Below are 26,135 nucleotides of genomic sequence, written 5' to 3'. Positions count from 1 at the left end.
GGTCAGAACAGCTTGAGCTTGTCGTCGTCGATGCCGCGCAGCTCGTCGTAGTCCAGCACCACGCAGCCGATGCCGCGGTCGGTGGCCAGGACGCGGGCCTGCGGCTTGATCTCCTGCGCGGCGAAGACGCCCTTGACCGGGGCCAGCAGCGGGTCCCGGTTGAGGAGTTCGAGGTAGCGGGTGAGCTGCTCGACGCCGTCGATCTCGCCGCGGCGCTTGATCTCGATGGCCACCGTGGCGCCGTCGGCGTCGCGGCAGAGGATGTCGACCGGGCCGATCGCGGTGGGGTACTCGCGGCGGATCAGCGACCAGCCGGCACCGAGCACCTCCATCCGGTCCGCGAGCAGCTCCTGGAGGTGTGCCTCCACGCCGTCCTTGATCAGGCCCGGGTCGACCCCGAGCTCGTGGGACGAGTCGTGCAGCACCTCCTCCAGCGTGATGATGAGCTTCTCGCCGGCCTTGTTCTCCACCGTCCAGACCCCGTCGGCCTCCTTGAGGGCGCACGGCGGGGACATCCAGTTGAGCGGCTTGTAGGCGCGGTCGTCGGCGTGGATGCTGACGCTACCGTCGGCCTTGACCAGGATCAGCCTGGTGGCGGAGGGCAGATGGGCGGAGAGCCGACCGGCATAGTCGACTGAGCAGCGGGCAATTACGAGACGCACGGTCGACCACGCTAGCCCACCGGGGCCAGTTGATGCGATTCCGCGACGGCAGGGTGAAGAAAGCGCGAACCCGTCCACCATGGAGGGCCTGTGGTCCCGCTCCCCGCCCGTCGAGGTCTGGCGCCGCCCCCTTCGGGTCGCTACGGTGTGTGACGGCACGCTCGCGGGATCGCTGTCAACGGGGATGGAGACTTCAGATGAACGATCCGACGGGATCCGGCCAATCCCGTGCAGCGCAACATATTTCCGAAGCAATCCGCAGGAATGACCGGCCTGTCGCGCCGTTGACTGCCACGCTGTTCTGAGCGCGTTCGGTGTCCAGGACGTCACGTCCCGTGGTGCCGCCGCTGTCGCGAAGGTGCCGGAAACCCCTGTCCCTCGGTGTTCCGGACGTCCCGCGCGAATCAGCCACCCTCACTGTGAGCTTGACCTACGCACGACCACCCGGGCGCCGCGCGGGTGGACCGCGAGAGGAGAATCCATGTCGCTCGACGTCTCACCGGCCCTGCTCGAGAAGGCCGAGCGGGGCGAGGTCGACGAGCGGGAATTCGTCGACTGCGTCCGCGTCTCGCTGCCGTACGCCTGGGACCTGATCAGCTCGCTGGTCGCCCAGGCGAAGGTCGACGGCACCGACTTCGCCGACAACCAGGTACCGCCCCCCAGCGAGAAGGCCCGGGGCCAGCTGCTGCGCGCCCTCGCCAGCGACGCCATCCGGGGCGCCCTCCAGCGCCACTTCGGGGTCCGGCTGGCGTTCCAGAACTGCCACCGGGTGGCGGTGTTCCTGCCGTCGGAGGCCAACGAGGCGCGGTACGACCGCTTCACCTCGGTCCGGGAGCAGCTGCTCAACCAGTCCGAGGAACTGCGGGACTGCTGAGCCCCGGCCGTACCGCGCCGCGGCGCCGGCCGCCCCGTCCCCGGGTGCGGGGGAGGGGCGGCGGCCCGGGCCCGGGCAGGACCTAGCCCAGCTGCGGCAGCACCTCGGAGCCGAGCCGGGCGATGTTGTGCAGGGTCGCCTCCTGGTCGCCGCTGCCCTCGGCGAGCAGGGCGAAGCGCCGGATGCCGGTGCGCTCGGCGGTGGCCAGCAGCCGGTCGGCGCACTGCCGCGGGGTGCCCACCGCGTGCAGGTCGCAGAGCAGCTCGGTGTACTGGCGCGGGTCGCGCATCTTGCGCTCGCGGCCGTCCACGGTGCGGTGCGCGCCGAGCCCGTACTCGAACCAGCCGGGCATCGCGTTCAGCAGGGTGGAGCGGGCCGCCGCGGCGCGGTCGTCGACCTGGGCCACCCCGGCCGCGACGTGCTGACGGCCGACCCGGCGCAGCTGCTCCTCACCGCGCCCGGCGGCCAGCCAGGCGGTCCGGTACAGCTCCAGCATCCGCAGCTTGTCGTCGTCCCCGGAGTGCATGCCGAGCAGCATCGGCAGGCCTCGCTCGGCGGCCAGCCGCACCCCGCCCGGCGAGGTGCAGGCGACCACCACGGGCGGGCCGGCCACCGGCCGTCCGTCGGCGGTGAGCTCCTCGCCGAGGCCCTCGTCGTCCCGGCGCTGGCGCGGGAAGCGCACCGGGCCGGACCGCTCGCCCAGGCCGAGCCAGCTGACCAGGCCCGGCCGCCGCAGCGGCTCGGTGGCCCGGGGCACCACGGCGACCTCGGGGAAGGCGAACTGCGGGCCGTCCGCGCCCACCCGGGCGCAGCGCAGCCAGCGCAGCAGCAGGTCCAGCCGCTCCGGGAACCCGGTCTCGAAGGCGTCCACGCCTCCACCGAACACGTCCAGGTCGATCCACGGCCCGCCGCGGCCCACTCCGAGCGTGAACCGTCCCCCGGAGGTGAGGTGCAGCAGCGCGGCCTGCTCGCCGAGCCCCACCGGGTGGTGGGTGGAGAGCACGCTGACCGCGGTGCCGACGCCGATCCGGCGGGTGCGGCCGAGCAGCATCGCGGCCAGCGTGGCGGCGTCCGGGCACACCCCGTACGGCACGAAGTGATGCTCGGCCAGCCAGACGCTGTCCAGGCCCGAGCGTTCGGCCTCGACGGCCGCGCTGACGGTGCGCTCCAGCACCTCGCCGTGGCCCTGTCCGGGGAACTGCGCGGACAGCAGGAACAGGCCGACCCGCACCGGACCGGTGGACGGCGGCACCGCGCCCGCCCGCAGGGTCGCCGGCAGCGGCTCGCCCGCGACGGCCGTCACCGGGGGGACGGAGGTCAGCGTCGGGCCGGGGGCGGGCCGACCGCTCTCGGCGCGGGCGCTGGTCTTGCTCATCGTTGGTCCTCCTCGGGTGCGCGCAGGGTCTGCGGGCCCCGCCTTCTCCCCTTGTGGGTATCCGATGTCATGTGCCAATGGCACGCGGAACCCTGGATTTCCCCGATGATCGGGTGGATCTCGGCAAAAACGCCGAAGTACCGGACGGGGTCGTGGTAGGAGCGATGGGGTAGCCCGATCGGCCGTAGGCTGGAACGATCCAGGCCCAGGAGGAGAGGGAGTCCGCCGTGTCGCCGCGCCGCAACCGGATCAAGAGCGCCGCCCCCCACGAGAGTGCGGAGCCGACCGCCCCGCTCGGCGGTTCGCTGCGCCGTACCGAGACCTACCAGGACGACGAGTGGGTGGTCCAGACGGTCGCCGGGACGGCGGGGCGGTTCTACCGCTGCCCGGGCTGCGACCAGGAGATCCCGCCGGGGATGGGCCACGTGGTGGCCTGGCCGACGCACGGCGCGGGGGTGGACGACCGGCGGCACTGGCACCGGGCCTGTTGGGGGGCGCGGGAGCGCCGGGCCTCCAACCTGCTGCGGGGCCGCGGCGCTCCGCGGTACTGACGGCCCGCCGCGGGGCCGCCGCGCGTCGCGGGCCCGGCTACGCGTCGCGCTTCTTGAGCACCAGCACGCCGCCGACCAGGGCCGCCGCCGTCCAGGCGAGGCAGATCAGGAAGCCGGCCCACGGTCCGTACGGCTGGCCCTGCTGCTCGTACACCAGGGTCATCCGGGAGCCCGCGTAGTCGGGGAAGTAGTGGGCCAGGGTCCTGACCTTCGGCACCGCCGAGAGGATCGGCGAGAGCAGGAAGAAGAACGGCACCAGCACGCCGAGCGCGAGCGTCTGGTTGTGCAGCATCGTGGTGACGCCCGCCGCGAACAGGCAGAGCATCGTCAGGTACAGCGCGGCGCCGAACACCGCGCGGAGCACGTTCGGCTCGCTGATCGTGGTGGAGTGCGAGCCGAGCAGCGCCTGGCCGGCGAAGAAGGTGACGAAGGCCGTCAGCACCGAGACCGCCAGCGCGAGCGCGCCGAGCACCGCCAGCTTGCCGGCGAGCAGGGTGGCGCGCTGTGGGACGGCGGCCAGGGTGAGCCGGATCATGCCGCTGCTGTACTCGTTGCCGATCGCCAGCACGCCGAACACGATGATCACCAGTTCGCCGAGCACGATGCCGGAGAAGGCGGTGCTGGTGGGGTCGAACGGGTTGGGGTCGTGCCGTCGGAACTCGGTGAAGTTGTCGTTGGTGAGCAGTGACAGCAGCGCGCCGATGCCGACCGTGACGACGAAGGTCAGCGCGAGCGTCCAGAGCGTCGAGCGGACGGTGCGGATCTTCGTCCACTCGGAGCGCAGGACCGCGGGGAAGGACGCCATCTCAGATCTCCTCCTGCCGTGCCGTGGTGGTCTGCCGGGCGCCGTCCGCCTTCCAGCCGGCGCCCCACTCGGCGGGCGCGCCGGCCGCGTCCTGACCCGGCCCCTCGCCCGCGTGGTACTCCACCGCGTCGGCCGTCATCTGCATGAAGGCGTCCTCCAGCGAGGCCTGCTGCGGGCTGAGCTCGTGCAGCACCACGCTGTGCCCGGCGAACAGCTCGCCGAGGTGCGCGATGTCCCCGTCGACCACCTCGTAGGAGCCGTCCGGGCCAGGTTCGTGCCGCAGGCCGGTCTCGGTCAGGACGTCGAGCAGCCGTTGGGGCTCCGGGCTGCGCAGCCGTACGGCGGAGCGGGAGTTGCGCCGGATGAACTCCGGCATCGGCAGGTCGGCGAGCAGGCGGCCCCGGCCGATGACCACCAGGTGGTCGGCGGTGACGGCCATCTCGCTCATCAGGTGCGAGGAGACGAAGACCGTGCGGCCCTCGGCGGCGAGGCGCTTCATCAGGTTGCGGACCCAGAGGATGCCCTCCGGGTCCAGGCCGTTGACCGGCTCGTCGAACATGATGATCTCCGGGTCGCCGAGCAGGGCGGAGGCGATGCCCAGGCGCTGGCCCATGCCGAGCGAGAAGCCGCGGGCCCGTTTGCGGGCGACCGGGGTGAGGCCGACCAGGGCGAGCACCTCGTCCACCCGGCGCTCGGGGATGCGGTTGCTCTGGGCGAGCCAGAGCAGGTGGTCGCGGGCGGTGCGGCCGGGGTGGACGGCCTTGGCCTCCAGCAGCGCGCCGATGTACTTGAGCGGCTCGCTGAGCTGGCCGTAGTGCCTGCCGTCGATGGTGACCCGCCCGGCGGTCGGGCGGTCGAGGTCGAGGATCATGCGCATCGTGGTGGACTTGCCGGCACCGTTGGGGCCGAGGAAGCCGGTCACCACGCCCTGGGGGACCCGGAAGCTGAGGCGGTCCACCGCAAGGGTCGTGCCGTAACGTTTTGTCAGCTCGTGCAGCTCGATCATTCGTGCTCCCTCAGTTCCTTGCCAGGCTAGGACAAAGGGGGTATCGCGGCCCGCTGAGTGGGCCCGCCGGGCGTGCCGGAATAGGTTGGGCGCATGACCCAGAGTCCCTCCGCAGTGTCGGTCCGCGAGAGCGGTACCGGAACACCACTCGTGCTGCTGCACGCCTTTCCGTTGAACGCCTCGATGTGGTCCTCCCAACTGGACGAGCTGCCCGGGCTGACCGGGGACGAAGTGCGCGTGCTCGCCCCCGACCAGCGGGGGTTCGGCGGCACCGCGCTGGGGAGCGACGAGCCCTCGCTGGACCTGGTCGCGGACGATCTCGCCCTGCTGCTGGACGCGGCCGGGATCGAGCGCGCGGTGGTCGGCGGGCTCTCCATGGGCGGCTACGTGGCGCTGGCCTTCGCCCGCCGCCACCCCGGCCGGCTGTCCGGCCTGCTGCTGGCCAACACCCGGGCCACCGCCGACACCGACGCCGTACGGGCCAACCGGGAGCGGATCGCCGCCGCCGTCACCGCGCGGGACAGCGTGCGGCTGCTGCTGGACGAGCAGGTCGCGGCCGGGCAGCTCGGCCCGGACTCGCAGCACCTGGTGGAGCGGGTGCAGGAGCTGGTCGCCGCCGCGCCGCCGGCCGCCGTCGCCTGGGCCCAGCGGGCCATGGCGGCCCGCCCGGACGCCCTGGACGTGCTGGCCGGCCTGCGGGTGCCGGTCTCGATCGTGGCGGGCGCCCAGGACGCCCTGGTGGCGGCGGAGGAGGCCGAGGCGATGCTGCGGGCCAGGCCGGACGCCGAGCTGACCGTCCTGCCGGGGGTGGGCCACCTGAGCGCCCTGGAGGCACCCGGGGCCTTCGACGACGTCGTGCGCGCCCTGCTCGCCCGGGTGGCCGTCGGATGAGCCAGGAGAGCCAGGACTCGGCGGCCTGGGACTTCTCGGCGCTGGAGGTGACCGGCCGGATGCCCGTGACCAACCGGGGCGAGGGGCTGGTGGAGCTGACGCTGGAACCGCTCGGCGAGGACTACTGGATGCGCCCGGGGGAGACCTTCATCGTCACCTCGTACGGCGACTACGGGCCCGGGCACCCCTTCGAGGTGCAGTACTGGCCGGACTCGGTGTCGGTCTGGTGCACCTCCTGGTTCGGCACCGTCTCCGACGACGACGGCAACCAGCTCAGCAGCGGGTACCAGCGGCCGGACGGCGCCTACCCCAGGTGAGGGCCGCGGCCCGACGGGCCGGGCGGTGCCGGGGGCGATGACGGCGCGAAAGCCGACGGGCCCTCACCCGAGGGGGTGAGGGCCCGTCGTGCCGTTCGGCCGGTGTGCGTCAGCGCGACTGCTGGGCGGGCACGCCCATGGTGTCGTCGGTCGGCAGCGAGGCGGCGGCCACGGCCGCGCCGGTCAGCGTGGCCAGCATCTCGCGGACGTTGGTCAGCTGGGCGTTGATGCTGTCGCGGCGGTTGGTGAGCGCCGCCAGCTCGCGCTCCGATTCGCTGCGGATCCGGTCGGCCTTGGCGTTGGCGTCGGCCACGATGTCCTCGGACTGGCGCTGGGCCGTCTCGACGGTCTGGCGGGCGCGGCGCTCGGCGTCGGTGCGCAGCTTCTCGGCCTCCAGGCGCAGCTGCTCGGCCCGGTGCTCGATCTCGGCCAGGCGCTTCTCGGCCTTGGCCTGACGGGCGGCCAGGTCGCGCTCGGACTGCTCGCGGCGCTTGGCCAGGTTGGTCTCGAACTCCAGCGCGGCCTGGGCGGCCTTGGTACGGGTGTCCTCGAAGAGGACGTCCGCCTCCTCGCGCTTGTTCTGGGCGTCCTTGTTGGCCTCGGCGCGCAGCTGGGCGGCGTCGCTCTTGGACTTGTCGACGATCCGCAGCCCCTCGTCCTCCGCCTTGGCCTTGCGGTCCTTGGCGTAGTTCTCGGCCTCGGTGCGGACCTGCTGGGCGGCGGCCTCGGCGAGCTCGCGGTGCTGCTCGGCGGCGCGGTGCGCCTCGTCGCGCAGGTCCTTGGCCTCCTCCTCGGCGAGTCGCAGGATCTTCTCGACCCGGGCGCCGAGACCGGCGTAGGAGGGCTCCTGCTCCACGACCGCCGCCTGGGCGGACTGGGTCTCCAGGTGGAGCTCCTCGATGCGCTTCTCCAGCGCACTGATCCGGGTCAAGGCACTGTCACGGTCGGCCACCAGCTTGGTGATCCGCTCGTCGACCTGGGCGCGCTCGTACCCACGGCGCACCAGGTCGAAGCCGTGAGGGGAGTGACTGTCGCTCATGGGGTTCTGGGCTTCCTGTCGTCAAACCGCTGAGGTGGTTGAGGGAATCCTGACACGGTACCGGAGTGTCGACGGCGATACGCCGTTCTCTCACGGACAATGACCGCCAATGTCCGCTCAATCGGGTGGTGAGCTCTTGGAGCGATTGCCACCCGACCGGGGGGAGCCAACTCCGGCACCGGCCTTGGCGCCCCCGTCCTTCTTGTTGCTACCCCCGTTGGCCTGGGCGACCGGTGACGGCGCCTCGAACGCCTCCAGGGCGGACAGCACGTCCTGGACCCTGGAGATCTCGGTGTTGATGTCCTTGCGGCGGCGCACCAGTTCGTCCAGCTCGCGGCGGCCCTCGTCGGTGACCCGCTTCGCCTCGGCCTTCGCCTCGGCGAGCAGCCGCTCGGCCTCCGCCTTCGCCAGCTCGACCTGCTCGTCCGCGGCCTCGTCGGCCTCCCGCAGCCGCTTCTCCGCCTCGGCGGCGGCCCGGTCCAGCCGCTCCTCGGCCTCCGTCTCCGAGGACCGCAGCTTGGTCTCGGCCTTCTCGATGAGCGACTCGGCCCGGTCGGTGGAGGTCGCGAGCTTGGTCTCCGCCTCCTTCAGCAGGCCCTCGGCCTTGCGGACGGCGGACAGCCGGACCTTGCTGGCCTCCGCGGAGGCCTCCGAGGTCAGCTCGGCCGCGCGGTCCTCGGCCGCGGCGACCAGGGCCGCCGCGCGGTCCTCGGCCTCGGCGACGGTGGACACCGCCTGATCCTCGGCCTCGGTCAGCTGCTCCTGGGCGGCCGTCACCAGCGCGTCCACCCGCTCGCCGGCCGACTTCATGGCCGCCGCGTTCTCCTTGCGGGCGCGCTCGTGCAGGGCCTCGACCTCGGCGTCGGTGCGCTCGCGCAGCTCCTCGGCGCGCTCGCGGATCGCCGTCGCGTCCCGGCGGGCCTCGGCGAGCAGGGCGTCCGCGTCGGAACGGCCCTTCTCGACCTCGGCCTGACCGGCCGCCTCGCCCGCGGCGACCAGCCGGTCGGCCTCCTTGCGGGCGGCGGCCACCATCGCGTCCGCCTGCTCCTCGGCGGCGGCGGTGGTCGCCAGCGCCGTGGTCTGGGCGTCCTCGCCGAGTGCCTCGGCGTCCGCGAAGGCCTTCTCCAGGACGGACTTGGCGTGGTCGCGGGTGGCCTTGTCGAACTGCTCGGCGGCCTCCCGGGTCTGCGCGTCGTAGGCGTCGGCGCGGGAGTGCGCGGCGGAGTCGTACTCGTCGGCCAGGGTGCGGGTGGCGAGGGCGTACTCGTCGGCCTCGGCGCGCAGGCCGGCGGACAGCTCCTCGGCGTCGGCGATGCCGCGGGCGCCCTGGGCCTCGGCCTCGGCCACCGTACGGGCGGCCTGTGCCTCGGCCTCGGCGCGCAGCTGCTCGGCGGCCTCCTGGGCGGCGTGCAGCTCGGCCTCGGCGTCCGCGCGCAGCTGCCCGTCGTAGGCCAGGGCCTCGGCGCGCTGCCGGCCGAGCTCGTTCTCGACGGCCTCCTGCTCGGCGGCCAGCTCCAGCTCGGTCTGCTCGCGCAGCGCGGTGGTCTCGGCCTCGGTACGGGCCCGCAGGTCGGCGGTCTCGCGGTCGACGAGCTCGCGCTGCTCGGCGGCCTCGCGCTCGACCAGGGCGCGCAGCTCGGCGGCGTACGCGTCGGCGGCCTCGCGCTGCTCGGTGGTCTCCTGCTCGGCCAGCTCGCGCTGCTCGGTGGTCTCGTGCTCGGCGAGGGTGCGCAGCTCGGTGGCGTCCTGCTCGGCGGTCTCGCGGACCTCGGCGGCCGCCTCCTCGGCGGCGGCCTTGAGCGCGGCGATCTGCTCGGCGGCGGCCTCGTGCATGCCGGCCACCGACTGGCGGACCTCGGCGGCCTCCTCCTCGGCGACGGCCACCAGCTCGGCGCCCTCGGCCTTGGCGGCGGCGATCAGCTCGGCGCGGTCGGCCTTGGCCTGCTCCAGCTCGGCGGTCGCCTCGGCCCGGATGCCGTCGGCGGTGGCGCGGGCCTCGGACAGCTCGCGGCCGGCCTCGGCCCGGACGGTCGAGGCCTGCTCGTTGGCCAGGGCCAGTTCGGCGGTGGCCTTCTCGCGGGTGGCCTTGGCGTCCTTGACGGCTTCGGCGCGGCGCTGCTCGGCGGTGGCCCCGGCGCGCTCCAGCACCTCGTCGGCGGCGGTGTGCTGCTCGGTCGCGTAGGTGTCGGCCTGCTCGCGGGTCTCGGCGGCGTACGCGTCGGCGGCGGTGTGCTGCTCGGTGGCGTAGGCGTCGCCGGCGGCGCGGACCTCGGTGGCGTGCTGGTTGGCCGCCTCGCGGACCTCGGCGGTCTCGGTGGCGGTGCGCTTGGTGAGGTCGGTGGCGTGCTGTTCGGCCTCGGTGCGGACGCGGTCGGCGTGGGCCTCGGCGGCTTCGCGCTGCTGGGTGGTCTCGCGCTGGGCGAGGGCCCGCAGCTCCCCGGCGGCCTGCTCGGCCTCCGCCCGGGTCTGCGCCGCGTAGGCGTCGGCGGTGGCGTGCTGCTCGGTCGCGTAGGTGTCGGCCTGCTCGCGGGTTTCGGCGGTGTACGTGTCGGCGGCGGTGTGCTGCTCGGCGGCGTAGGTGTCGGCCTGCTCGCGGGTTTCGGCGGTGTACGTGTCGGCGGCGGTGCGCTGTTCGCCGGCGTAGGTGTCGGCGGCCTCGCGGACCTCGGTGGCGTAGGCGTCGCCGGCGGCGCGGACCTCGGTGGCGTGCTGGTCGGCCGCCTCGCGGACCTCGGCGGTCTCGGTGGCGGTGCGTTCGGTGAGGTCGGTGGCGTGCTGTTCGGCCTCGGTGCGGACGCGGTCGGCGTGGGCCTCGGCGGCTTCGCGCTGCTGGGTGGTCTCGCGCTGGGCGAGGGCCCGCAGCTCCCCGGCGGCCTGCTCGGCCTCCTCACGGGTGGTCTCGGCGGCGTCCAGGTGCTCGGAGGTCTCCTCGCGCTCCCGCCGCAGCCCGTCGGCTGCCTCCTCGCGCTCGCGCAGGCTCTCCTCGCGCAGCGCGTTCGCGGCCGCCTCGGCCTCGGCCCGGGCGCGGGCGGCCTCGGTGTCGGCCTCGGTGCGCACCCGCTCGGCGTCGGCCACCGCGGCGTCCCGGACGGCGTTGGCCTCGGCCTGCGCCTCGGTGGTCAGGGCGTCCGCCGCGGCGGTCGCCTCGGCGCGCACCCGCTGGTCGAACTCGGTTGCGTCGCGCCGGAGTTCGGCGGTCTCGCGCTCGGCGGCGGCGCGGTTCTCGGCGGCCGCGGCCTTGGCGGCGGCGAGCGCGTCCTGGCCCTGCTGCTCGGCGGCCCCGGTGATCTTCTCGGCCTCGGCGCGGGCCCGGGTGAGGGTCTGCTCGGCCCGTCCCTGGGTCTCGGCGGCCTGCTCCTGGGCCTGCTCGCGCAGCCGCTCGATCTCCCCGGCGGCGCCCGCGCGCAGCTCGTCCGCGTCGGCCTTGGCCTTGGTGAGGAGCTCCTCGGCGTTCTTCGCCGACTCCTCGATCTGGACGACGGCCTGCCGGCGGGCCTCGCCGCGCACCCGGTCGGCCTCGGCGGCGGCCTGGGCGCGCAGCTCCTCGGCCTCGGCCCGCAGTCGGGCCGCCTCGTCCTGCATCTGCTCGATCCGCTCGCGGATCGCGGCGGCGTCGTCCAGGGCGGCGTTCTGGGCCTGCTCGACGGCGGCCTGGGCCTGCTCGCGCAGCCGCTGCGCCTCGGCGGCGGCCTCGGCGCGGATCCGCTCGGCCTCGGCGGCGGCCTCGCCGCGCGCCGTCTCGGCGTCCTGGTTGGCCCGGCCGAGGATCTCCTCGGCGGTCTTGGCGGCCTTGGCGAGGTGGACGGTGGCGTCCTTGGCGCCGGCTGCCCGGCCCTCCTCCTCGGCCTCGCCGCGCAGTCGCCGGGCGTCGGCCTCGGCCTGCGCGCGCAGCTCGGCGACGTCCCGCTCGGCCAGGGCGCGCAGCTCGGCGATCGCCGCCTCGGCCTCGGTCTTCAGCTGGGTGGCCACCGACTCGGCGGTGGCCCGGAGCCGTTCGCCCTCCTCGGCCGCGGCGGCCTTGGCGGCGTCGGCCTCGGCCTGCTTGGTGGTGGCTTCGGTGCGGACGGCCTCGGCCTCGGCGCGGATCGCCGAGGCCTCCTGGGTGGCCTGGGCGACCATCCGGGCCACCTCGGCCCGGGCGGTCTGCGAGCGCTGCTCGTTGGCGGCCTCGCCGTCGGCGACCCTGCGCTCGGCGGCGGCCTCGGCGTCGGCCTGGAGCCGCTCGGCGGCCTGCTCGGCCTGGGCGCGCAGTTCGGTGGCCTCGTGGCGGGTGCGCTCCGCCTCGGCGATCGCCGAGGCGCGCAGCCGGTCTATCTCGGCCTTGGCCGCGGCGAGCTGCTGCTCGGCCCGCTCCTGTTCGGCGGTGGCCTGCGCCTTGAGCCGGCCGATCTCGGCCTGGGCGGCGGCCAGCTGGCCCTCGGCGGCGGCGTGCGCGGCGGCCAGCTGCTGCTGGGCCTCGCCCCGGGCGGCGTCCACGTCGGCGGCGGCCTGGGCGCCGGCCTGCTGGGCCTGCTCGGAGGCGGCGCGCAGCAGGCGCTCGGCGTCGTTCTGGGCCCGCTGCAGGGCGGCCTCGGCGGCGGCGTGGGCCTCACCGCGGGCGGCGTCCACGTCGGCGGCGGTCTGGGCGCGGGCCTGGTCGGAGAGGGCGACGGCCTCCGCGCGGGCGGCGGCGACCATCCGCTCGGCCTCGGTGCGGGCGTCCTGGAGCAGCCGCTGCGCCTCCTGCTCGGAGCCGGCCCTGGTCTGCTCGGCCCAGCCGTTGACGTGCTGCTCGGCGGAGCGGCGCAGCTCGGTGAGCTCGTCCTCCAGCTGGCGGCGGCGGGCGGCGAGGTCGGCCTCCAGCCGGGCGGTGCGCTCGGCGGCCTCGGCCATGATCCGCTGGGTGGCGGCCTGGGAGTCGCGCAGCTGGCGCTCGGCGTCGGCGCGCAGCTGCTGGGCCTGCATCTCGGCGGTGCGGAGCATCTGCTCGGCCTGGCCGGAGACGGCGTCGAAGGCGCGCGGCTGGGCGAGCATGCGGCGGGACTCGTGCAGCTTCGCCCGCAGCACCTCAACCTGGTAGGCGAGGTCTTCGGCATGCTCGACTGCCTTGTCCCGCTCCTTCCGAGTCCGACCCATCTCGGCCTCGAACTGGGAGAGGTGATCGTCAGCCTCGTAGCGGTCGTTGCCCCGCACTCCGCGGTCCCATCCATCTCCTGGTCGCGTCCTCGACCCGGCCGGTGCCGGGCTCCCGTATCCCGGGTGCCGGTCCGACTGGCTCCTTGCATCCGCGGCCGGTGGACGGTCCCCCGTCATGCCGGGGCCGCCCGCCGCGGTCGTCGGAGTCCGGGGCGTGGGATCGCGGGGTTCCGCGTTCCTCCGTCCGGGTGGACTCCTGGGCGAACTCTTGCCTTGTGGAGAATGGTGACAGATCCGTCTTGCGACTGTTCAGCCGTGCCCGCGTAATGGACTCCCCTTGCGACGGGCCTCCCACCGGCGGGCGGACTGGCCTGTCTTCGGCCGTGCCCGTCGCCTCCGTCCCCCGGAGCCTTCGCGCACCTGGGCATTGTAGTGGGAGCGCACTGCGGGGGAATGGCCGCAGGGGTGTTTTCCGGCTCTTCCGCCAGGTTACTGACGGGTCATGACCGATGAGACGTCGGCTGCCCCCGGGGCGCCGGGCGCCCCGGGGCGGCCCGGGAGGGGATCAGTGCTCGTCGTGGCCCTGCTGCGCGGAGGTCACCAGCTCGGTCAGCACGCCGCCGCAGTCCTTGGGGTGCAGGAAGGTGATCCGCGAACCCATCGAGCCGATCCGCGGCTGGTCGTAGAGGACCCGGATGCCCTTGTCCCGGATGGCCTCGGAGTCGCCGTCCACGTCGGCGGTGCCGAAGGCGATGTGGTGCACGCCCTCGCCGTTCTTCTCCAGCCACTTGGCCACGGTGGAGTCGGGCCGGGTGGGCTCCAGCAGCTGGAGGTAGGAGGCGCCGCCGTCGTCGGTGCCGTTGATCCGGAGCATCGCCTCGCGGACGCCCTGCTCCTCGTTGACCTCGGAGTGGAAGACCTCGAAGCCGTAGGTGGCGCGGTAGAACTCGACCGTCTTGTCGAGGTCTCGGCAGGCGATGCCGATGTGGTCGATGCGGGTCAGCACGACGGCCTCCGGTGGTGGGAGAAGGTGGTGGCGGGAAGGTGCACCAAGTGCAGCGCATGGCCCGCGACGGGCGCCAGTGCCGGGCGTGCGAGCCTGCTCACACGGGCGGTGGTTCACCCGGGGCGGGTCGGCACGGTGTTGACTGGATGGTGCCAGTGCGCTCGATCACACCGTCGCTCCGGTGACGGGCGGGTAACAGGTCAGTACATTGAGCGCATCCTCACCTGGCCACGACGTGCGAAGGGGCCCGTCCCATGACCAACACCACCTCTGTGATCGTTGCCGGTGCGCGGACCCCGATGGGCCGCCTGCTGGGTTCCCTCAAGGGCTTCTCCGGTGCCGACCTCGGCGGCGTCGCGATCAAGGCGGCCCTGGAGCGGGCCGGGATCACCGGCGAGCAGGTCCAGTACGTGATCATGGGGCAGGTGCTCCAGGCCGGCGCCGGCCAGATCCCGGCCCGCCAGGCCGCCGTCAAGGCCGGCATCCCGATGAACGTCCCGGCGCTGACCATCAACAAGGTCTGCCTCTCCGGCCTCGACGCCATCGCGCTGGCCGACCAGCTGATCCGGGCCGGCGAGTTCGACATCGTGGTGGCCGGCGGCCAGGAGTCGATGACCAACGCCCCGCACCTGCTGCCGAAGTCCCGCGAGGGCTTCAAGTACGGCGCGATCGCGATGCTCGACGCGATGGCCCACGACGGCCTCACCGACGCCTACGAGAACATCCCGATGGGCGAGTCCACCGAGAAGCACAACACCCGCCTGGGCATCCCGCGCGAGGCGCAGGACGAGATCGCCGCCGCCTCCCACCAGCGGGCCGCCAAGGCGCAGGCCGACGGGGTCTTCGACGCCGAGATCGTCCCGGTCGCCATCCCGCAGCGCAAGGGCGAGCCGGTCCTGTTCAGCCAGGACGAGGGCATCCGCGCGGACACCACCGTCGAGGGCCTGGCCAAGCTGCGCCCGGCCTTCGCCAAGGACGGCACGATCACCGCCGGCACCTCCTCGCAGATCTCCGACGGCGCCGCCGCCGTGGTCGTGATGAGCAAGGCCAAGGCCGAGGAGCTGGGCCTGAGCTGGATCGCCGAGATCGGTGCCCACGGCAACGTGGCCGGCCCGGACAACTCGCTCCAGTCGCAGCCGTCCAACGCGATCAAGCACGCGCTGGCCAAGGAGGGCCTGGAGGTCGCCGACCTCGACCTGATCGAGATCAACGAGGCGTTCGCGGCCGTCGCCCACCAGTCGATGAAGGACCTGGGCGTCTCCTCCGACATCGTCAACGTCAACGGCGGCGCCATCGCGCTCGGCCACCCGATCGGGATGTCCGGCGCCCGTGTGGTGCTGACCCTGGCGCTGGAGCTGCAGCGCCGCGGCGGCGGGGTCGGCGCGGCCGCGCTGTGCGGTGGCGGCGGCCAGGGCGACGCGCTGATCGTTCGCGTCCCGAAGGCCTGACCGGCGGGATCCGATCCCCAGGGCTGCGGACCGCGTCACTGCGGTCCGTAGCCCCTTTCGGCATTCGACGGCATTGCGCTAGGAGCTCCTGATGATCGATGTCGCCACGCTGGTCGAGCAGGCCCGGGAGGGCCGGCCGCGGGCGGTCGCCCGGCTGATCACGCTGGTCGAGAACGCCGCGCCGCAGCTGCGGGAGGCGATGGCCGCGCTCGCGCCGTACACCGGGCGGGCGTACACGGTGGGCCTGACCGGCTCGCCCGGGGTCGGCAAGTCCACCTCCACCTCGGCGCTGGTCTCCGCCTACCGGCGGCTCGGCAAGCGGGTCGGGGTGCTGGCCGTCGACCCGTCCTCGCCGTTCTCCGGTGGCGCGCTGCTGGGCGACCGGGTCCGGATGCAGGACCACGCCACCGACCCCGAGGTGTTCATCCGCTCGATGGCCACCCGCGGCCACCTCGGCGGGCTCTCCTGGGCGGCGCCGCAGGCCCTGCGGGTGCTGGACGCGGCCGGCTGCGACGTGATCCTGGTCGAGACGGTCGGGGTGGGTCAGTCCGAGGTCGAGGTCGCCGCCCAGGCCGACACCACCGTGGTGCTGCTGGCCCCCGGGATGGGCGACGGCATCCAGGCCGCCAAGGCCGGGATCCTGGAGATCGGCGACGTCTTCGTGGTCAACAAGGCCGACCGGGACGGCGCCGACGCCACCGCGCGGGAGCTCAACCACATGCTGGGCCTCGGCGAGGCCCGGGAGCCGGGGGACTGGCGGCCGCCGATCGTCAAGACCGTCGCGGCCCGCGGCGAGGGCGTGGACGAGGTGGTCGAGGCGCTGGAGAAGCACCGCGCCTGGCTGGAGGAGCACGGCGAACTGGCCGCGCGCCGCCGCCGCCGGGCCGCCGAGGAGATCGAGGCGATCGCGCTGGCCGAGCTGCGCGCCCGGATCGGCGACCTGCGCGGTGACCGCCACCTGGCCGCCCTGGCCGACCGCGTGGCCGAGGGTGCCCTGGACCCGTACGGCGCGGCCGACGAGCTGGTCGCGGGCCTCACCGCGAACTGAGCGCGCGAACGGCGGGCCCGGTGACGCGTTCCGCCCCGCCGCGATCCGTCGCGGCGGGGCGGTCGTCGTCCGCGCGGGTGCTACGGCTTGCCGCGCAGGCCGCGGAGGTGTTCGGCGATGGGGGCGAGGGCCTGGTACATGTCGTCGAGCTGCTCCTGGCTGAAGCGGTCGATGAAGTGGGCCCGGACGCTGCGCACGTGGTCCGGGGCGACCCGCTGCATGGTCTCCCAGCCCTGCTCGGTGAGGTGGGCGTAGAGGCCGCGGCGGTCGCCCGGGCAGTCCTGGCGCAGGACCAGGTCGGCGTTCTCCATCCGGGTGATCTGGTGGGAGAGGCGGCTCTTCGACTGGAGGGTGGCGGTCGCGAGGTCGGTCATCCGCATCCGGTGCTCCGGGGCCTCGGAGAGCACGACCAGGATCTCGTAGTCGTTGATCGCGAGGTTGTGCGGCTGGAGTTCGCGGCTGAGCTGGTACTCCAGGAGCTTGGCGACCTCCAGATGGGCGCGCCACATCCGCTGCTCCCTGGCGGTCAGCCAGGGAGTCTCCTCCTCGGGCTGCGACGGAGGGGTGTCCGCAGTGTCGATCGTGTGCGATTCCATGCCCACCAGCATAGCCGATTTAGTTCAATCTTGTACAAGTTTACAGGCCGAAACGTCGGCCGAGGTCGCCCAGGTTACCGAGGCCCGGCAGGTTCGGATTCCCGCCGCCGTGCGCGGCCGGCTGGGTCGGCACGCCGCCGACCGGCACTCCCGCCTCGGCCCCGACCTGCCCGACCGACCGCTCCGCCATCAGCTTCTCGCTCGACTGCAGCAGCACCTGCCCGGCGCCGATGAACTCGAACTGGTGCTCCTCGCCGGAGGCGCCGCCGATGCCGGTCAGCCGGCGCAGGCCGCCGATCAGTCCGTGCATGTAGTCGTGGTCGTAGTGGTGGCACGGCGCCGGGCAGTCCGCCCAGCCGACCAGCGCCTGCGGGTCCACCCGGATCGGCGGCTCGACGAAGTGCACCGGGCCGTTGGAGGCGGCGACGAAGCGGCCGGTGCCGATCAGTGTCAGGAAGCCCGGGATGATCGACTGCTTGAGCCGCAGCGTCGGGTCGAAGGCCAGCAGGTTGCCGGAGCGGACGGTCAGGTTGCCGTCGTCCAGGTCGTAGGAGTTGAGGTCGAACGCCCGGTCGGCCAGCACCAGCTTGCCGCGGCCCTCGGCGACCACCCAGTCCGCCGCGTGCATCGGCGAGTTGAAGTGCTGCCCGAGCAGCCGGTCGACCGCCCCGGCGCCGACGCCCTTGAAGGTGATGTCGCCGTAGTAGGCGACCATCTTGCCCTTCTGCAGGAAGTACGAGCCGTTCAGCTCGACCGAGAAGGCGTACGGGTTGACGTTGTCGCCGGCCGGCAGGCTGTGGGCGTCCCACACCACCGGCCCGGTGCCGCCGTGGCCGGTCGGCAGCGGGGCCACCGGGCCGCCGAACTGCTCCTGGGCGTACGGCTGTTGCTGCGCATACGGCTGCTGATGGGGCGGCGGGGGCTGGTGGGTGGGCGGCGGGGGCGGGTAGCCCCCGGGCGGGGGCGGCGGGTAGCCCTGCCCCGGCTGCGGGCCGTAGCTCGGCGGGGGCGGCGGGACGGCGAAGCCGGGCTGGGTCGGCTGGTCGTGCGGCGAGCCGTACGGGGGCTGCGGCGGGTAGGACATCAGAGCTTCTCCTCGCTCGCCTGGACGTACACCGCGCCCTGCCCGGACAGTTCCAGCTGGAACGCCTCGCCCGAGCCGCGGCCGATCATGTCGCGCCAACCCAGCGCCGTGGACAGCTTGTTGCGCACGTCGCCGCGGTGCGCCACGTACGCCTGCGGGTCGACGTGCACCGACTGGCCGGGGCCGATCGGCAGCTCGAAGACGCCGCCGTGGGCCATCACCGCGACCGAGCCCTGGCCCTCCAGCTTGGTGGTGAACAGGCCCTGCCCGGTGACCTGGCCGCGGACCATGCCCATCACCCCGCCCTGCGAGCCCATGAACATGGTGGACTGCCGCAGCGTGCCCTCGAAGGCGAGCAGCCGGTCCGCCTCGACGTACAGGGTGTCGCCGAAGAGGTCGATCACGTGGACGTGGTGGCCGCCGTGGCCGAACATCACCCGGCCCTGACCCTCGACGGTCATCAGCGGGGTGTCCTCGTTGGCCACCCGGCGGCCGATCATCGACATCACCCCGCCCTGCCCGCCGGTGATGTTCGGGGTGAAGCGGACGTCGCCGCTGTACGCGAGCATCGCGCCGCGCTGGCTGAACAGCCGCTGGCCGGGCACCACCTGGGCCTCGACCATCTTGCCGTTGATCTTCGTGAAGCCCATCAGACGTCGCCCCCGATGGTGATCTTCTCGGACGGCTGGACGTACACCAGGCCCTCGCCGGTGAACTCGATCTGGACGGCCTCGCCGCCGCCCTCGCCGATGAACGTGGTCCAGCCCGCGCCCGACTTCAGGCTGCGCTGGAGGGTGCCGGTGTGCGCCACGTACGCGCCCGGGTCCACCCGCAGCGGCATGCTCTTGTCGACCCGCAGGATGACGGCCGGGCCGTTGGAGGTGACGGCCGCCCAGCCGTGGCCCTCCACCTTGGTGGTGAACAGGCCGTTGCCGGAGGACATGCCGTTCAGCCCGGTGAAGCTGGTGCCGGTGTGCAGGGCGGCCTCGGTGCAGAGCAGGTTGTCCGACTCGACGTACAGCGTCTCGCCGTTCAGCCGGACCAGATTGATCTCGCTGGCCTTGTCGGCGAAGTAGCAGGTGCCCTGCCCCTTCACCTCCATGACCGTCATCTTCTCGCCGGTCAATCGGCGGGTGACCATGCCGCGCAGGCCGTCCCCGCCGCCGGTCAGCTTCTTGAAGGCCATCTGCCCGGTGTAGGCGACCATCGAACCGTGTCGCGCCTTGACGGCGTCCCCGCCCAACTCGACGGCGAGCACGCGTGATCCCTGGAGTCTGAACTGTGCCACGGCCGCAATCTAGCCGCTGCGGCCGTGGCTGGGGGAGAGCGCGTGGGCCAACTGGTACCAGCCTGCGACAAACGCGCCGGTCGGACCGGCGCGCGCGCCCCCAGTCAGGCCCGGGCGTGCGCCCCGTGCCCGGGGCGCGCAGCGGTGCCGGCCGCCTGCTCGACCTCCAGCAGCGAGGCCGAGTGGCGCTCCGCCTCGAAGGCGACCACACCGCCGCGCAGCCCGAACAGCCGCTTGGAGAGCATGATCCAGAGCACCGCCGCGATGTTCAGCACCAGGGTGCAGATCTTCAGCGCGCTGACGTGGTGGCTCAGCTCGTAGCCCTCCAGCGGGAGGAAGGCCGCGGTGGCGACCACCGTCAGGTACTCGGCCCAGCGCTTGTTCAGCCAGAGGCCGACCGCCTCGACGATCTCGACCACCGCGTAGGCAATGAGTGCGCCCGCGACGATCAGCAGGGTGCTCTTCTTGAAGTCGAAGGTCTTGCGGATCGTCTCCACGATCGGGGCGTGTTCGAGGTCCCAGTGGAAGTGGTCGGTGACCGGCCGGAAGACCGTCAGGTTCTCGTCGAACACCCGGTGCACCGCGTCCTGGCTGTTGGAGAACTTCCACACGGCCCAGGCGATCACGATGATCAGCAGTCCGCGCAGCACCCGCTCGACAGCCAGGAAGCGCAGGATGAACAGGTCTCGCAGAGCCTTGCCGCGCGGCACCAGCGGCGCGTCCTCGGCCGGGCCGGAGCCGTGCGGGGCGCCCAGCGCGAAGTCGCCGCAGCGCAGGCAGCGCCAGGCGTCGCCGAGGGCGGTCGAGGCGTGCAGCCGCGAGGCGAGTTCGGGCTCCGTCGGCGCGTAGGTGATGTGCCCGCGCTTGGCGCAGGTCCTGCGGTCCCAGTCGCGCTTGAACATGTGGTGGCACCCCCGTGTGCGTTGCGTCGCGCGTCCGGATCGGTGGGCGCGCGGGCAGCAGGATAGGGGTTTGCGGGGACGGGCGGTCGCGCCCGGTGGCGTTCCGGCACAGAGCTGTGACAGGGCGGCCGGAGCGCTGTGAGATCGGGCACGGTGGCCACCCCCGGCCGGGGGGCCGCACGTCCGCTCGGCGATAATGGCCCGAATGCTTGTGAGTCGCTTCACAAGCGTGCCCGCGCCGCCCACCCCCCTGTATCGAGGTATCCATCGTGAACAGCAGCGCCGTCCACCGCCTGCGCCTGGTCTCCGGCCCCGAAGGGGTCTCCTTCATCCTGCTGCTGATCTGCTCGGTGCTGAAGCGGACCACCTCGTTCGACGCCGTCCCGGTGATGGGCATGGTCCACGGCGTCCTGTTCATCCTGTACGTGGTCTTCTGGATCCAGGCCTGGCAGACGCAGAAGTGGGACGCCAAGCGCGGCGTCCTGCTGTTCGTGCTCGCGGTGCTGCCCACCGGCGGTTTCTTCGCCGAGCGGATGCTGGCCAAGGAGGAGCGGGGCGAGCCGAAGCCCGCCACCGTCTGATCCCGCCACCGTCTGATCCCGCCACTGCCTGACCCCGGCAGCATCGTGGACGGTCGACAGGCTGCCACGGCCTCCTCTCCCAAAGGGCCGCGGCAGCCTGTCGCCGTTTCTTACCGGGGATGGCTAGTTGACGCTCACCGCGCTCCAGGCCGCCGCGACCGTGTTGTACTCGGTGCTGGTCGCGCCGTACAGGTCGGAGGCCGCCTTCAGGGTCGCGGTGCGGGCCGCCTTGTAGTTGGTGGTGGAGGTCATGTAGACGGTCAGCGCGCGGTACCAGATCGCGGCCGCCTTGGTGCGGCCGATGCCGGTCACCGTCGAGCCGTTGGAGGTCGGGCTGTTGTAGCTGACCCCGTTGATGACCTTCGCGCCGCTGCCCTCGGACAGCAGGTAGAAGAAGTGGTTGGCGACGCCGGACGAGTAGTGGACGTCCTTGTTGCCGACGGTGGAGGACCAGTAGTCGGCCGAGGCGCCGTCCTTGGACGGCTTGTCCATGTACCGCAGCGGGGTGCCGTTGCCGTTGATGTTGAGCTTCTCGCCGATCAGGTAGTCACCCGGGTCGACGGACAGGTTGGCGGACCACTCGACCATGGTGCCGAAGATGTCCGAGGTGGCCTCGTTGAGACCGCCGGACTCGCCGGAGTAGATCAGGCCGGCGGTGGCGGAGGTGACGCCGTGGCTCATCTCGTGGCCGGAGACGTCGATCGCGGTCAGCGGGTGGGTGTTGCCGGAGCCGTCGCCGTACGTCATGCAGAAGCAGGAGTCGTCCCAGAACGCGTTGACGTAGTTGGTGCTGTAGTGGACCCGGCTCGCGGCGCCGACGCCGTTGTTCTTGATGCCGTTGCGGCCGAAGGTGTTCTTGTAGTAGTCCCAGGTGGCCGCCGCGCCGAACTGGGCGTCCACGCCGGCGGACTCGCGGTTGGACGGCAGGCCGTTGCCGAAGCTGTTGGTGGTGTTGGCGAAGAGCGTTCCGCTGCCCGAGGTGCCGCCCTTGAGGTCGGTGGTGGATTGGTTGCCCCGGGAGGCGTCCTTGAGCTGGTAGCTCGTGCCGCTCTGGGTGGTGGTCAGCGTGACGGTGCCGACGTTGACGCCCTTGCCGGTGCCGGTGGCGGTCTGCACCTTCTCGTCGGTGGCGAGCACCCGGCCGGTGGCGGCGTCGGTGATCACCTCCTGGCGGCTCGGGGTGCCGTCCGCGCGCTGGCCCTGGACCACCGTGCGGTGGGCCAGCCGCGGGCTGCCGTCGGCGGCCCAGACGACCAGCTCGGGCGCGCCGGCGCCGTCGACCCGGCTGAGCGCCGCCCCGTCCGCGTCGGCGGCGATGCCGACGGTCGCCCGCACCGCGGCGGTGGCCGCCTCGGCGGCCTGGGGTGCGGCGAGGCCCGGGGTCAGGCTGGGCACCGACAGCTGCCCGGCGAAGGCCCGGTCGACGGACTTCACCGAGCCGTCGGCCTTCTGGTGGACGACCAGGTCGCCGCCGATCACCGGCAGGCCCGCGAAGGTCCGGTCGTACCGCAGGTGCCGGGTGCCGTCCTTGTCGACCACCACGTCCTTGGGCACCAGCTGCTCCTGGCCGCCGAGGGCGAGGGCCCGGGCGACCGGGGTGCTCTGCCCGGAGGCCAGCGCGAGCAGCGCGGACTGCTGCTGCGCCGGCGAGGGGGCGGCGGCCTGGGCGGGGGCGGCGGCGATCTGGATGACGCCGGCCAGCAGGGCGGTGGCGGAGAGTACGGCTCCGACAGTCAGCTTTCGCTTCACGTGCGGGGTTCCTTCCACGAGACCCGCGGGTGCGTGCGGGTGCGCCGCGTACCGGGGCGCCGGGGTTGGCACCTTGGGGGCGGTAGGGCGCGGACGTGCCGGTCCCGCGCGGTTCCTGACGCTCCGCCGGAAGTGGGTGGGGCGGCGACGCGTCGGACGGGACTTGGTCAGAAGCATGACAATTGTTGGCAGGGATGGACAGGCGTCTCCGGGGATTGGCCAGGAACCGCCAGTCCCGGTACGGATGGTTCGGTTGCCGCCCGCTGCCCGGTTCGGGCGGTTCGTCCCCCTGGCGGGACTCCGCCAGCCGGACGGCCTTGACAGCGGTCCGCCCCCGCCCGTTCGCCCCGCCCGCCGGCCCCTGCCCGTCCGCCTCAGCCGTCCGGAACGGCCGTCCGGAACGGGCGGGCGCCCGGGCCCTCCGGCAGGAGGACCCAGGCGCCCGGTGCGCCTGCGCGGTGCGTCAGTTGACGTTGACGCCGCTCCAGGTCGCGGCGACGGCGTTGTACTCGGCGCTGGTCGCGCCGTACAGGTCGGCGGCGGCCTTCAGGGTGCCGGTGCGGGCGCCCGCGTAGTTGGTGGTGGAGGTGAAGTAGGTGGTCAGCGCGCGGTACCAGATGGCCGCGGCCTTGTCCCGGCCGATGCCGGCGAGGGTCGAGCCGTTGGAGGTCGGGCTGTTGTAGCTGACGCCGTTGACGGTCTTGGCGCCGCTGCCCTCGGCGAGCAGGTAGAAGAAGTGGTTGGCGACGCCCGAGGAGTAGTGGACGTCCTTGTTGCCGACGGTGGAGGACCAGTAGTCGGCCGAGGCGCCGTCCTTGGAGGGCTTGTCCATGTAGCGCAGCGGGGTGCCGTTGCCGTTGATGTTGATCTGCTCGCCGATGAGGTAGTCCGGCTTGTCGGCGGGCAGGTTGGCGTACCACTCGACCATGGTGCCGAAGATGTCCGAGGTGGCCTCGTTGAGGCCGCCGGACTCACCGGAGTAGTTGAGGTTGGCGGTGGCCGAGGTGACGCCGTGGCTCATCTCGTGGCCGGCCACGTCCAGCGCGGTCAGCGGGTGGGTGTTGCTCGCGCCGTCGCCGTACGTCATGCAGAAGCAGGAGTCGTCCCAGAACGCGTTCACGTAGTTGGAGCCGTAGTGGACCCGGCTCGCGGCGCCGACGCCGTTGTTCTTGATGCCGTTGCGGCCGTAGGTGTTCTTGTAGAAGTCCCAGGTCGCCGCTGCGCCGAACTGGGCGTCCACCGCGGCGGACTCCGCGTTGGAGGCCAGGCCGTTGCCGAAGCTGTTGGTGGTGTTGGCGACCAGCGTGCCGGAGCCGGAGGTCTTGCCCTTCAGGGTGTAGGTCGCCTGCCCGCCGCGGGTGGCGTCCTTCAGCTGGTAGGAGCTGCCGCTCTGGGTGGTGGTCAGCGGGACGGTGCCGACGAAGACGCCCTTGCCGGTGCCGGCGGCGGTCCGCACCTGCTCGTGGCTGGAGAGCACCTCGCCGCTCGCCGCGTCGGTGACCAGCGGCTGGCGGCTCGGGGTGCCGTCGGCGCGCTCGCCCTCGACGGTGGTGCGGTACGCCAGGCGCGGGTTGCCGTCGGTGGCCCACACGACCAGCTCGGCCTTGCCGGTCTGGTGGACGGCGGTCAGCGGGGACTCGTCCTCGTCGGCGGCGATGCCCACGGTGGACTGCACGGCGCCGGTCGCCTGGGCGGCGGCCTGGTCGGCCGGGATCTGCGGGGCGAGGCTCGGCAGGGCGATGGTCGCGCCGGTGGCCTTGTCCACGGAGGTGGTCGTGCCGTCTGCCTTCTGGTGCACGACCAGGTCGCCGCCCAGGACGGGGAGGCCGGCGAAGGTGCGCTCGTAGCGGAGGTGGCGGGTGCCGTCGGCGTCCACCTGCGCGTCCTTGACCACCAGTTGCTCCTGGCCGCCCAGGGCCAGGGCGTGCGCGACCTTGCCGACCTGCCCGTTGGCGAGGGCCAGCAGGTCGGCGCGCTGCGCGGCGGAGGAGTGCGGGGCGGGGTCCGCGACGGCCACGGTGCTCACCTGGACGACACCGGTGAGCAGGGCGGTGGCGGAGAGTACGGCGACTGCGGCGAGCTTTCGCTTCACGAACGAGTCCTTCCGGGAAACCGCGAGCGGACGCGGTCGCGCCGCGCTCCGGGGAGCCGGGATCGGCACCTGCGGGGCGGAACGGGCGCTGACGTGCGGGTCCCGTGCGGTCGGAGCGGCTGCGCCACCGGTGGGTGGGGGTGGTGGCTACCGAACGGGGTTGGCCGAAAGCATGACAATCAAGCAATTCAAATGACAGGTCTTGCTCATGAATTGGCCAAGTCCCGCCAGGGCGAAGGATTGTGAACGGACGGACAAAGGGGGCGGATCGCCCGTTCCCGCAATGGGTTACCGTCCGAACCGACGCCTGCTGGCGGGGGCGGCGGAGTGATCAGAGGCCAACCCCGGTGCGCCGGGGGACGGTTGCCGCGCGTTCACGCCGGCGCAATGTCCTGGTATGGACCTGGCCGTCCCATTGGCGGGTTCCCGCCACGTGCCGCGCTTGTCCACCATCAGGGACGCCTGGTAACGCGCGCCCCTTCCGCCGGTACGGTAAGGAGGTGGCCAAGCCCCTCGCTCTCGACTTCGACCCGATCGCCCGCGCCGACGAGTTGTGGACCCGCCGCTGGGGCGGAGTCCCCTCGATGGCGGCGATCACCTCGATCATGCGCGCCCACCAGATCCTGCTCTCCCGGGTGGACGCGGTGCTCAAGCCGTACGGGCTGACCTTCGCCCGCTACGAGGCGCTGGTGCTGCTGACCTTCAGCCGGACCGGCGAGCTCTCGCTCTCCAAGATCGGCGAGCGGCTCATGGTCCACCCGACCAGCGTCACCAACACCGTCGACCGCCTGGAGCGGGCCGGCCTGGTCGCCCGCCGCCCCAACCCGCTGGACGGCCGCGGGGTGCTGGCCACGATCACCGGGCGCGGGCGCGAGGTGGTCGAGGAGGCGACCCGGGAGCTGATGGCGATGGAGTTCGGGCTGGAGGAGTACGGCGCCGAGCAGTGCCGGGAGGTCTTCGAACTGCTCCGGCCGCTGAGGGTGGCCGCCGGCGACTTCACCGAGTCCGACGAGGGGCCTGCGAAGGGGAGGGCGTGAAGGCGGCTACCCTCGTGTGAGCGGTGCGCGGATCCGGGCGTACCGGCCGATACTGCCGAGCGAGGCGAGGAAGATCATGAAGGCGACCCCCCTGCTGGGCTGGTACCGGGCCCTGGCCGTCGCGACCGGTGTGGCACTGCTGGTGTTCTGCGGCTTCATGGTCGCGAAGTACGGCTTCGACGCCGCCCAGGACGTGACCACGTACGTCGCGATGCTGCACGGCTACCTCTACATCGGGTACTTCGTGGTGACCTTCATGCTCGGGCAGAAGCTGAAGTGGCCGATGGGCCGGCTGGTGCTCACCCTGGCCGCGGGCTGCATCCCCTTCCTCTCCTTCGTCTTCGAGCGCAAGGTGGCCCGCGAGGCCGCCGGGAAGCTCCCGGCGGGCGACGGCGCCCGCCAGCCGGCCGGGGTCTGATCCCGACCGTCCGCGCGTTCCGAGAGCGCCCCTTCCCCGGCCACGGGGGAGGGGCGCTCCGGCGTTCCCGGGCGTTCCCGGGCGTTCCCGGGCGTTCCCGGGCCCCGGGGTCTCGAAGGCTTCCCGGCCGTCCGAGCGGTTTCCGGGCGCCTTCCGGGTGCTTTCCGGTGCTTTTCGGGCCGCGCGGGCGATCATCCATCGACAAGTACTAGGACGTCCGAGTAAATTGTTAGGACGTCCTACTAGCTGTG

At 72.9% G+C, this 26,135-nt stretch carries 23 protein-coding genes; 9 read left to right on the top strand and 14 right to left on the bottom strand.

All coding sequences use genetic code 11. The features are described from left to right. Positions 1-2: 2 nt before the first annotated feature. Positions 3-662: an endonuclease NucS gene (nucS, locus tag ACGF0D_RS01740; protein WP_392873070.1), complete on the bottom strand. Its 660-nt coding sequence runs from the start codon at positions 660-662 to the stop codon at positions 3-5. A gap of 481 nt (positions 663-1,143) precedes the next feature. Between nucS and ACGF0D_RS01735 the strand changes: the two genes are divergently transcribed. Further along, positions 1,144-1,536, top strand: a complete 393-nt coding sequence (locus tag ACGF0D_RS01735; protein WP_392873067.1) for an SCO5389 family protein — start codon at positions 1,144-1,146, stop codon at positions 1,534-1,536. Between the two features lie 82 nt (positions 1,537-1,618). Here ACGF0D_RS01735 and ACGF0D_RS01730 read toward each other — a convergent pair whose 3' ends face one another. Next, entirely contained in the window at positions 1,619-2,767 is a 1,149-nt protein-coding gene (locus ACGF0D_RS01730; protein ID WP_392913715.1) for an LLM class flavin-dependent oxidoreductase, read from the bottom strand. A 371-nt stretch (positions 2,768-3,138) separates the two neighbouring features. Here ACGF0D_RS01730 and ACGF0D_RS01725 point away from each other — a divergent pair, with 371 nt between their 5' ends. After that, positions 3,139-3,462: an ATP/GTP-binding protein gene (locus ACGF0D_RS01725; RefSeq protein ID WP_392873065.1), complete on the top strand. Its 324-nt coding sequence runs from the start codon at positions 3,139-3,141 to the stop codon at positions 3,460-3,462. Positions 3,463-3,499: 37 nt separating this feature from the next. Here ACGF0D_RS01725 and ACGF0D_RS01720 read toward each other — a convergent pair whose 3' ends face one another. Both ACGF0D_RS01720 and ACGF0D_RS01715 read right to left on the bottom strand, forming a co-directional pair. Next, on the bottom strand, positions 3,500-4,267 hold the full coding sequence (locus ACGF0D_RS01720; protein ID WP_392873063.1) for an ABC transporter permease subunit: 768 nt from the start codon (positions 4,265-4,267) through the stop codon (positions 3,500-3,502). A 1-nt stretch (position 4,268) separates the two neighbouring features. Then, on the bottom strand, positions 4,269-5,273 hold the full coding sequence (locus tag ACGF0D_RS01715; protein WP_392913600.1) for an ABC transporter ATP-binding protein: 1,005 nt from the start codon (positions 5,271-5,273) through the stop codon (positions 4,269-4,271). Between the two features lie 93 nt (positions 5,274-5,366). Between ACGF0D_RS01715 and ACGF0D_RS01710 the strand changes: the two genes are divergently transcribed. Together ACGF0D_RS01710 and ACGF0D_RS01705 are read left to right on the top strand one after the other, a co-directional pair. Further along, entirely contained in the window at positions 5,367-6,164 is a 798-nt protein-coding gene (locus ACGF0D_RS01710; protein ID WP_392913599.1) for an alpha/beta fold hydrolase, read from the top strand. Beyond that, positions 6,161-6,481, top strand: coding sequence for a hypothetical protein (locus tag ACGF0D_RS01705; RefSeq protein WP_392873054.1), 321 nt, complete (start codon positions 6,161-6,163; stop codon positions 6,479-6,481). Before ACGF0D_RS01710 ends, ACGF0D_RS01705 begins: the two co-directional genes overlap by 4 nt. A 109-nt stretch (positions 6,482-6,590) precedes the next feature. On the opposite strand, the gene ACGF0D_RS01700 is transcribed toward ACGF0D_RS01705, so the two are convergent. The 3 genes from ACGF0D_RS01700 to mce form a co-directional block, all read right to left on the bottom strand. After that, on the bottom strand, positions 6,591-7,520 hold the full coding sequence (locus ACGF0D_RS01700; protein ID WP_392873052.1) for a cellulose-binding protein: 930 nt from the start codon (positions 7,518-7,520) through the stop codon (positions 6,591-6,593). Between the two features lie 117 nt (positions 7,521-7,637). Beyond that, the gene (locus tag ACGF0D_RS01695; protein ID WP_392913598.1) at positions 7,638-12,692 is read right to left on the bottom strand and encodes a hypothetical protein; all 5,055 of its coding nucleotides are present in this window, start codon (positions 12,690-12,692) and stop codon (positions 7,638-7,640) included. A gap of 508 nt (positions 12,693-13,200) precedes the next feature. After that, the gene (gene mce, locus ACGF0D_RS01690) at positions 13,201-13,641 is read right to left on the bottom strand and encodes a methylmalonyl-CoA epimerase (RefSeq protein WP_392873046.1); all 441 of its coding nucleotides are present in this window, start codon (positions 13,639-13,641) and stop codon (positions 13,201-13,203) included. A gap of 254 nt (positions 13,642-13,895) precedes the next feature. Between mce and ACGF0D_RS01685 the strand changes: the two genes are divergently transcribed. Both ACGF0D_RS01685 and meaB read left to right on the top strand, forming a co-directional pair. Then, positions 13,896-15,089 carry an acetyl-CoA C-acetyltransferase gene (locus ACGF0D_RS01685; protein WP_392873043.1) on the top strand — a complete coding sequence of 398 codons (1,194 nt, stop codon included), beginning with the start codon at positions 13,896-13,898 and terminating at the stop codon, positions 15,087-15,089. Positions 15,090-15,180: 91 nt separating this feature from the next. Continuing rightward, the gene (gene meaB, locus ACGF0D_RS01680) at positions 15,181-16,137 is read left to right on the top strand and encodes a methylmalonyl Co-A mutase-associated GTPase MeaB (protein ID WP_392873040.1); all 957 of its coding nucleotides are present in this window, start codon (positions 15,181-15,183) and stop codon (positions 16,135-16,137) included. A gap of 80 nt (positions 16,138-16,217) precedes the next feature. Here meaB and ACGF0D_RS01675 read toward each other — a convergent pair whose 3' ends face one another. The 5 genes from ACGF0D_RS01675 to ACGF0D_RS01655 form a co-directional block, all read right to left on the bottom strand. Next, positions 16,218-16,733 (bottom strand): MarR family winged helix-turn-helix transcriptional regulator, encoded by a 516-nt coding sequence (locus ACGF0D_RS01675; protein ID WP_392913597.1) that lies wholly within the window; start codon positions 16,731-16,733, stop codon positions 16,218-16,220. Positions 16,734-16,773: 40 nt separating this feature from the next. Next, the gene (locus ACGF0D_RS01670) at positions 16,774-17,586 is read right to left on the bottom strand and encodes an AIM24 family protein (RefSeq protein WP_392874198.1); all 813 of its coding nucleotides are present in this window, start codon (positions 17,584-17,586) and stop codon (positions 16,774-16,776) included. Positions 17,587-17,816: 230 nt separating this feature from the next. Then, positions 17,817-18,467, bottom strand: coding sequence for an AIM24 family protein (locus ACGF0D_RS01665; protein ID WP_392873034.1), 651 nt, complete (start codon positions 18,465-18,467; stop codon positions 17,817-17,819). Further along, positions 18,467-19,105 (bottom strand): AIM24 family protein, encoded by a 639-nt coding sequence (locus tag ACGF0D_RS01660; protein ID WP_392913596.1) that lies wholly within the window; start codon positions 19,103-19,105, stop codon positions 18,467-18,469. Before ACGF0D_RS01660 ends, ACGF0D_RS01665 begins: the two co-directional genes overlap by 1 nt. 104 nt (positions 19,106-19,209) lie before the next feature. Beyond that, complete coding sequence (locus tag ACGF0D_RS01655; protein WP_392873028.1) at positions 19,210-20,007, bottom strand: DUF2127 domain-containing protein; 798 nt, start codon at positions 20,005-20,007, stop codon at positions 19,210-19,212. 269 nt (positions 20,008-20,276) lie between these two features. Between ACGF0D_RS01655 and ACGF0D_RS01650 the strand changes: the two genes are divergently transcribed. Beyond that, positions 20,277-20,588, top strand: a complete 312-nt coding sequence (locus ACGF0D_RS01650; protein ID WP_392913595.1) for a DUF3817 domain-containing protein — start codon at positions 20,277-20,279, stop codon at positions 20,586-20,588. Between the two features lie 123 nt (positions 20,589-20,711). Here the strand turns inward: ACGF0D_RS01650 and ACGF0D_RS01645 are convergent, their stop codons facing one another. Then, the gene (locus tag ACGF0D_RS01645) at positions 20,712-22,337 is read right to left on the bottom strand and encodes a M4 family metallopeptidase (RefSeq protein ID WP_392913594.1); all 1,626 of its coding nucleotides are present in this window, start codon (positions 22,335-22,337) and stop codon (positions 20,712-20,714) included. 463 nt (positions 22,338-22,800) lie between these two features. Continuing rightward, entirely contained in the window at positions 22,801-24,429 is a 1,629-nt protein-coding gene (locus tag ACGF0D_RS01640) for a M4 family metallopeptidase (RefSeq protein ID WP_392913593.1), read from the bottom strand. 500 nt (positions 24,430-24,929) lie between these two features. Here ACGF0D_RS01640 and ACGF0D_RS01635 point away from each other — a divergent pair, with 500 nt between their 5' ends. Together ACGF0D_RS01635 and ACGF0D_RS01630 are read left to right on the top strand one after the other, a co-directional pair. Continuing rightward, positions 24,930-25,466 (top strand): MarR family winged helix-turn-helix transcriptional regulator, encoded by a 537-nt coding sequence (locus ACGF0D_RS01635; protein WP_392913592.1) that lies wholly within the window; start codon positions 24,930-24,932, stop codon positions 25,464-25,466. A 76-nt stretch (positions 25,467-25,542) separates the two neighbouring features. After that, entirely contained in the window at positions 25,543-25,884 is a 342-nt protein-coding gene (locus ACGF0D_RS01630; RefSeq protein ID WP_392873015.1) for a DUF3817 domain-containing protein, read from the top strand. Positions 25,885-26,135 lie beyond the last annotated feature (251 nt).

The sequence above is a fragment of the Kitasatospora sp. NPDC048298 genome, assembly GCF_043201465.1.
Classification (GTDB): Bacteria; Actinomycetota; Actinomycetes; order Streptomycetales; family Streptomycetaceae; genus Kitasatospora.
This window is presented reverse-complemented; position numbering and strand designations above follow the sequence as displayed.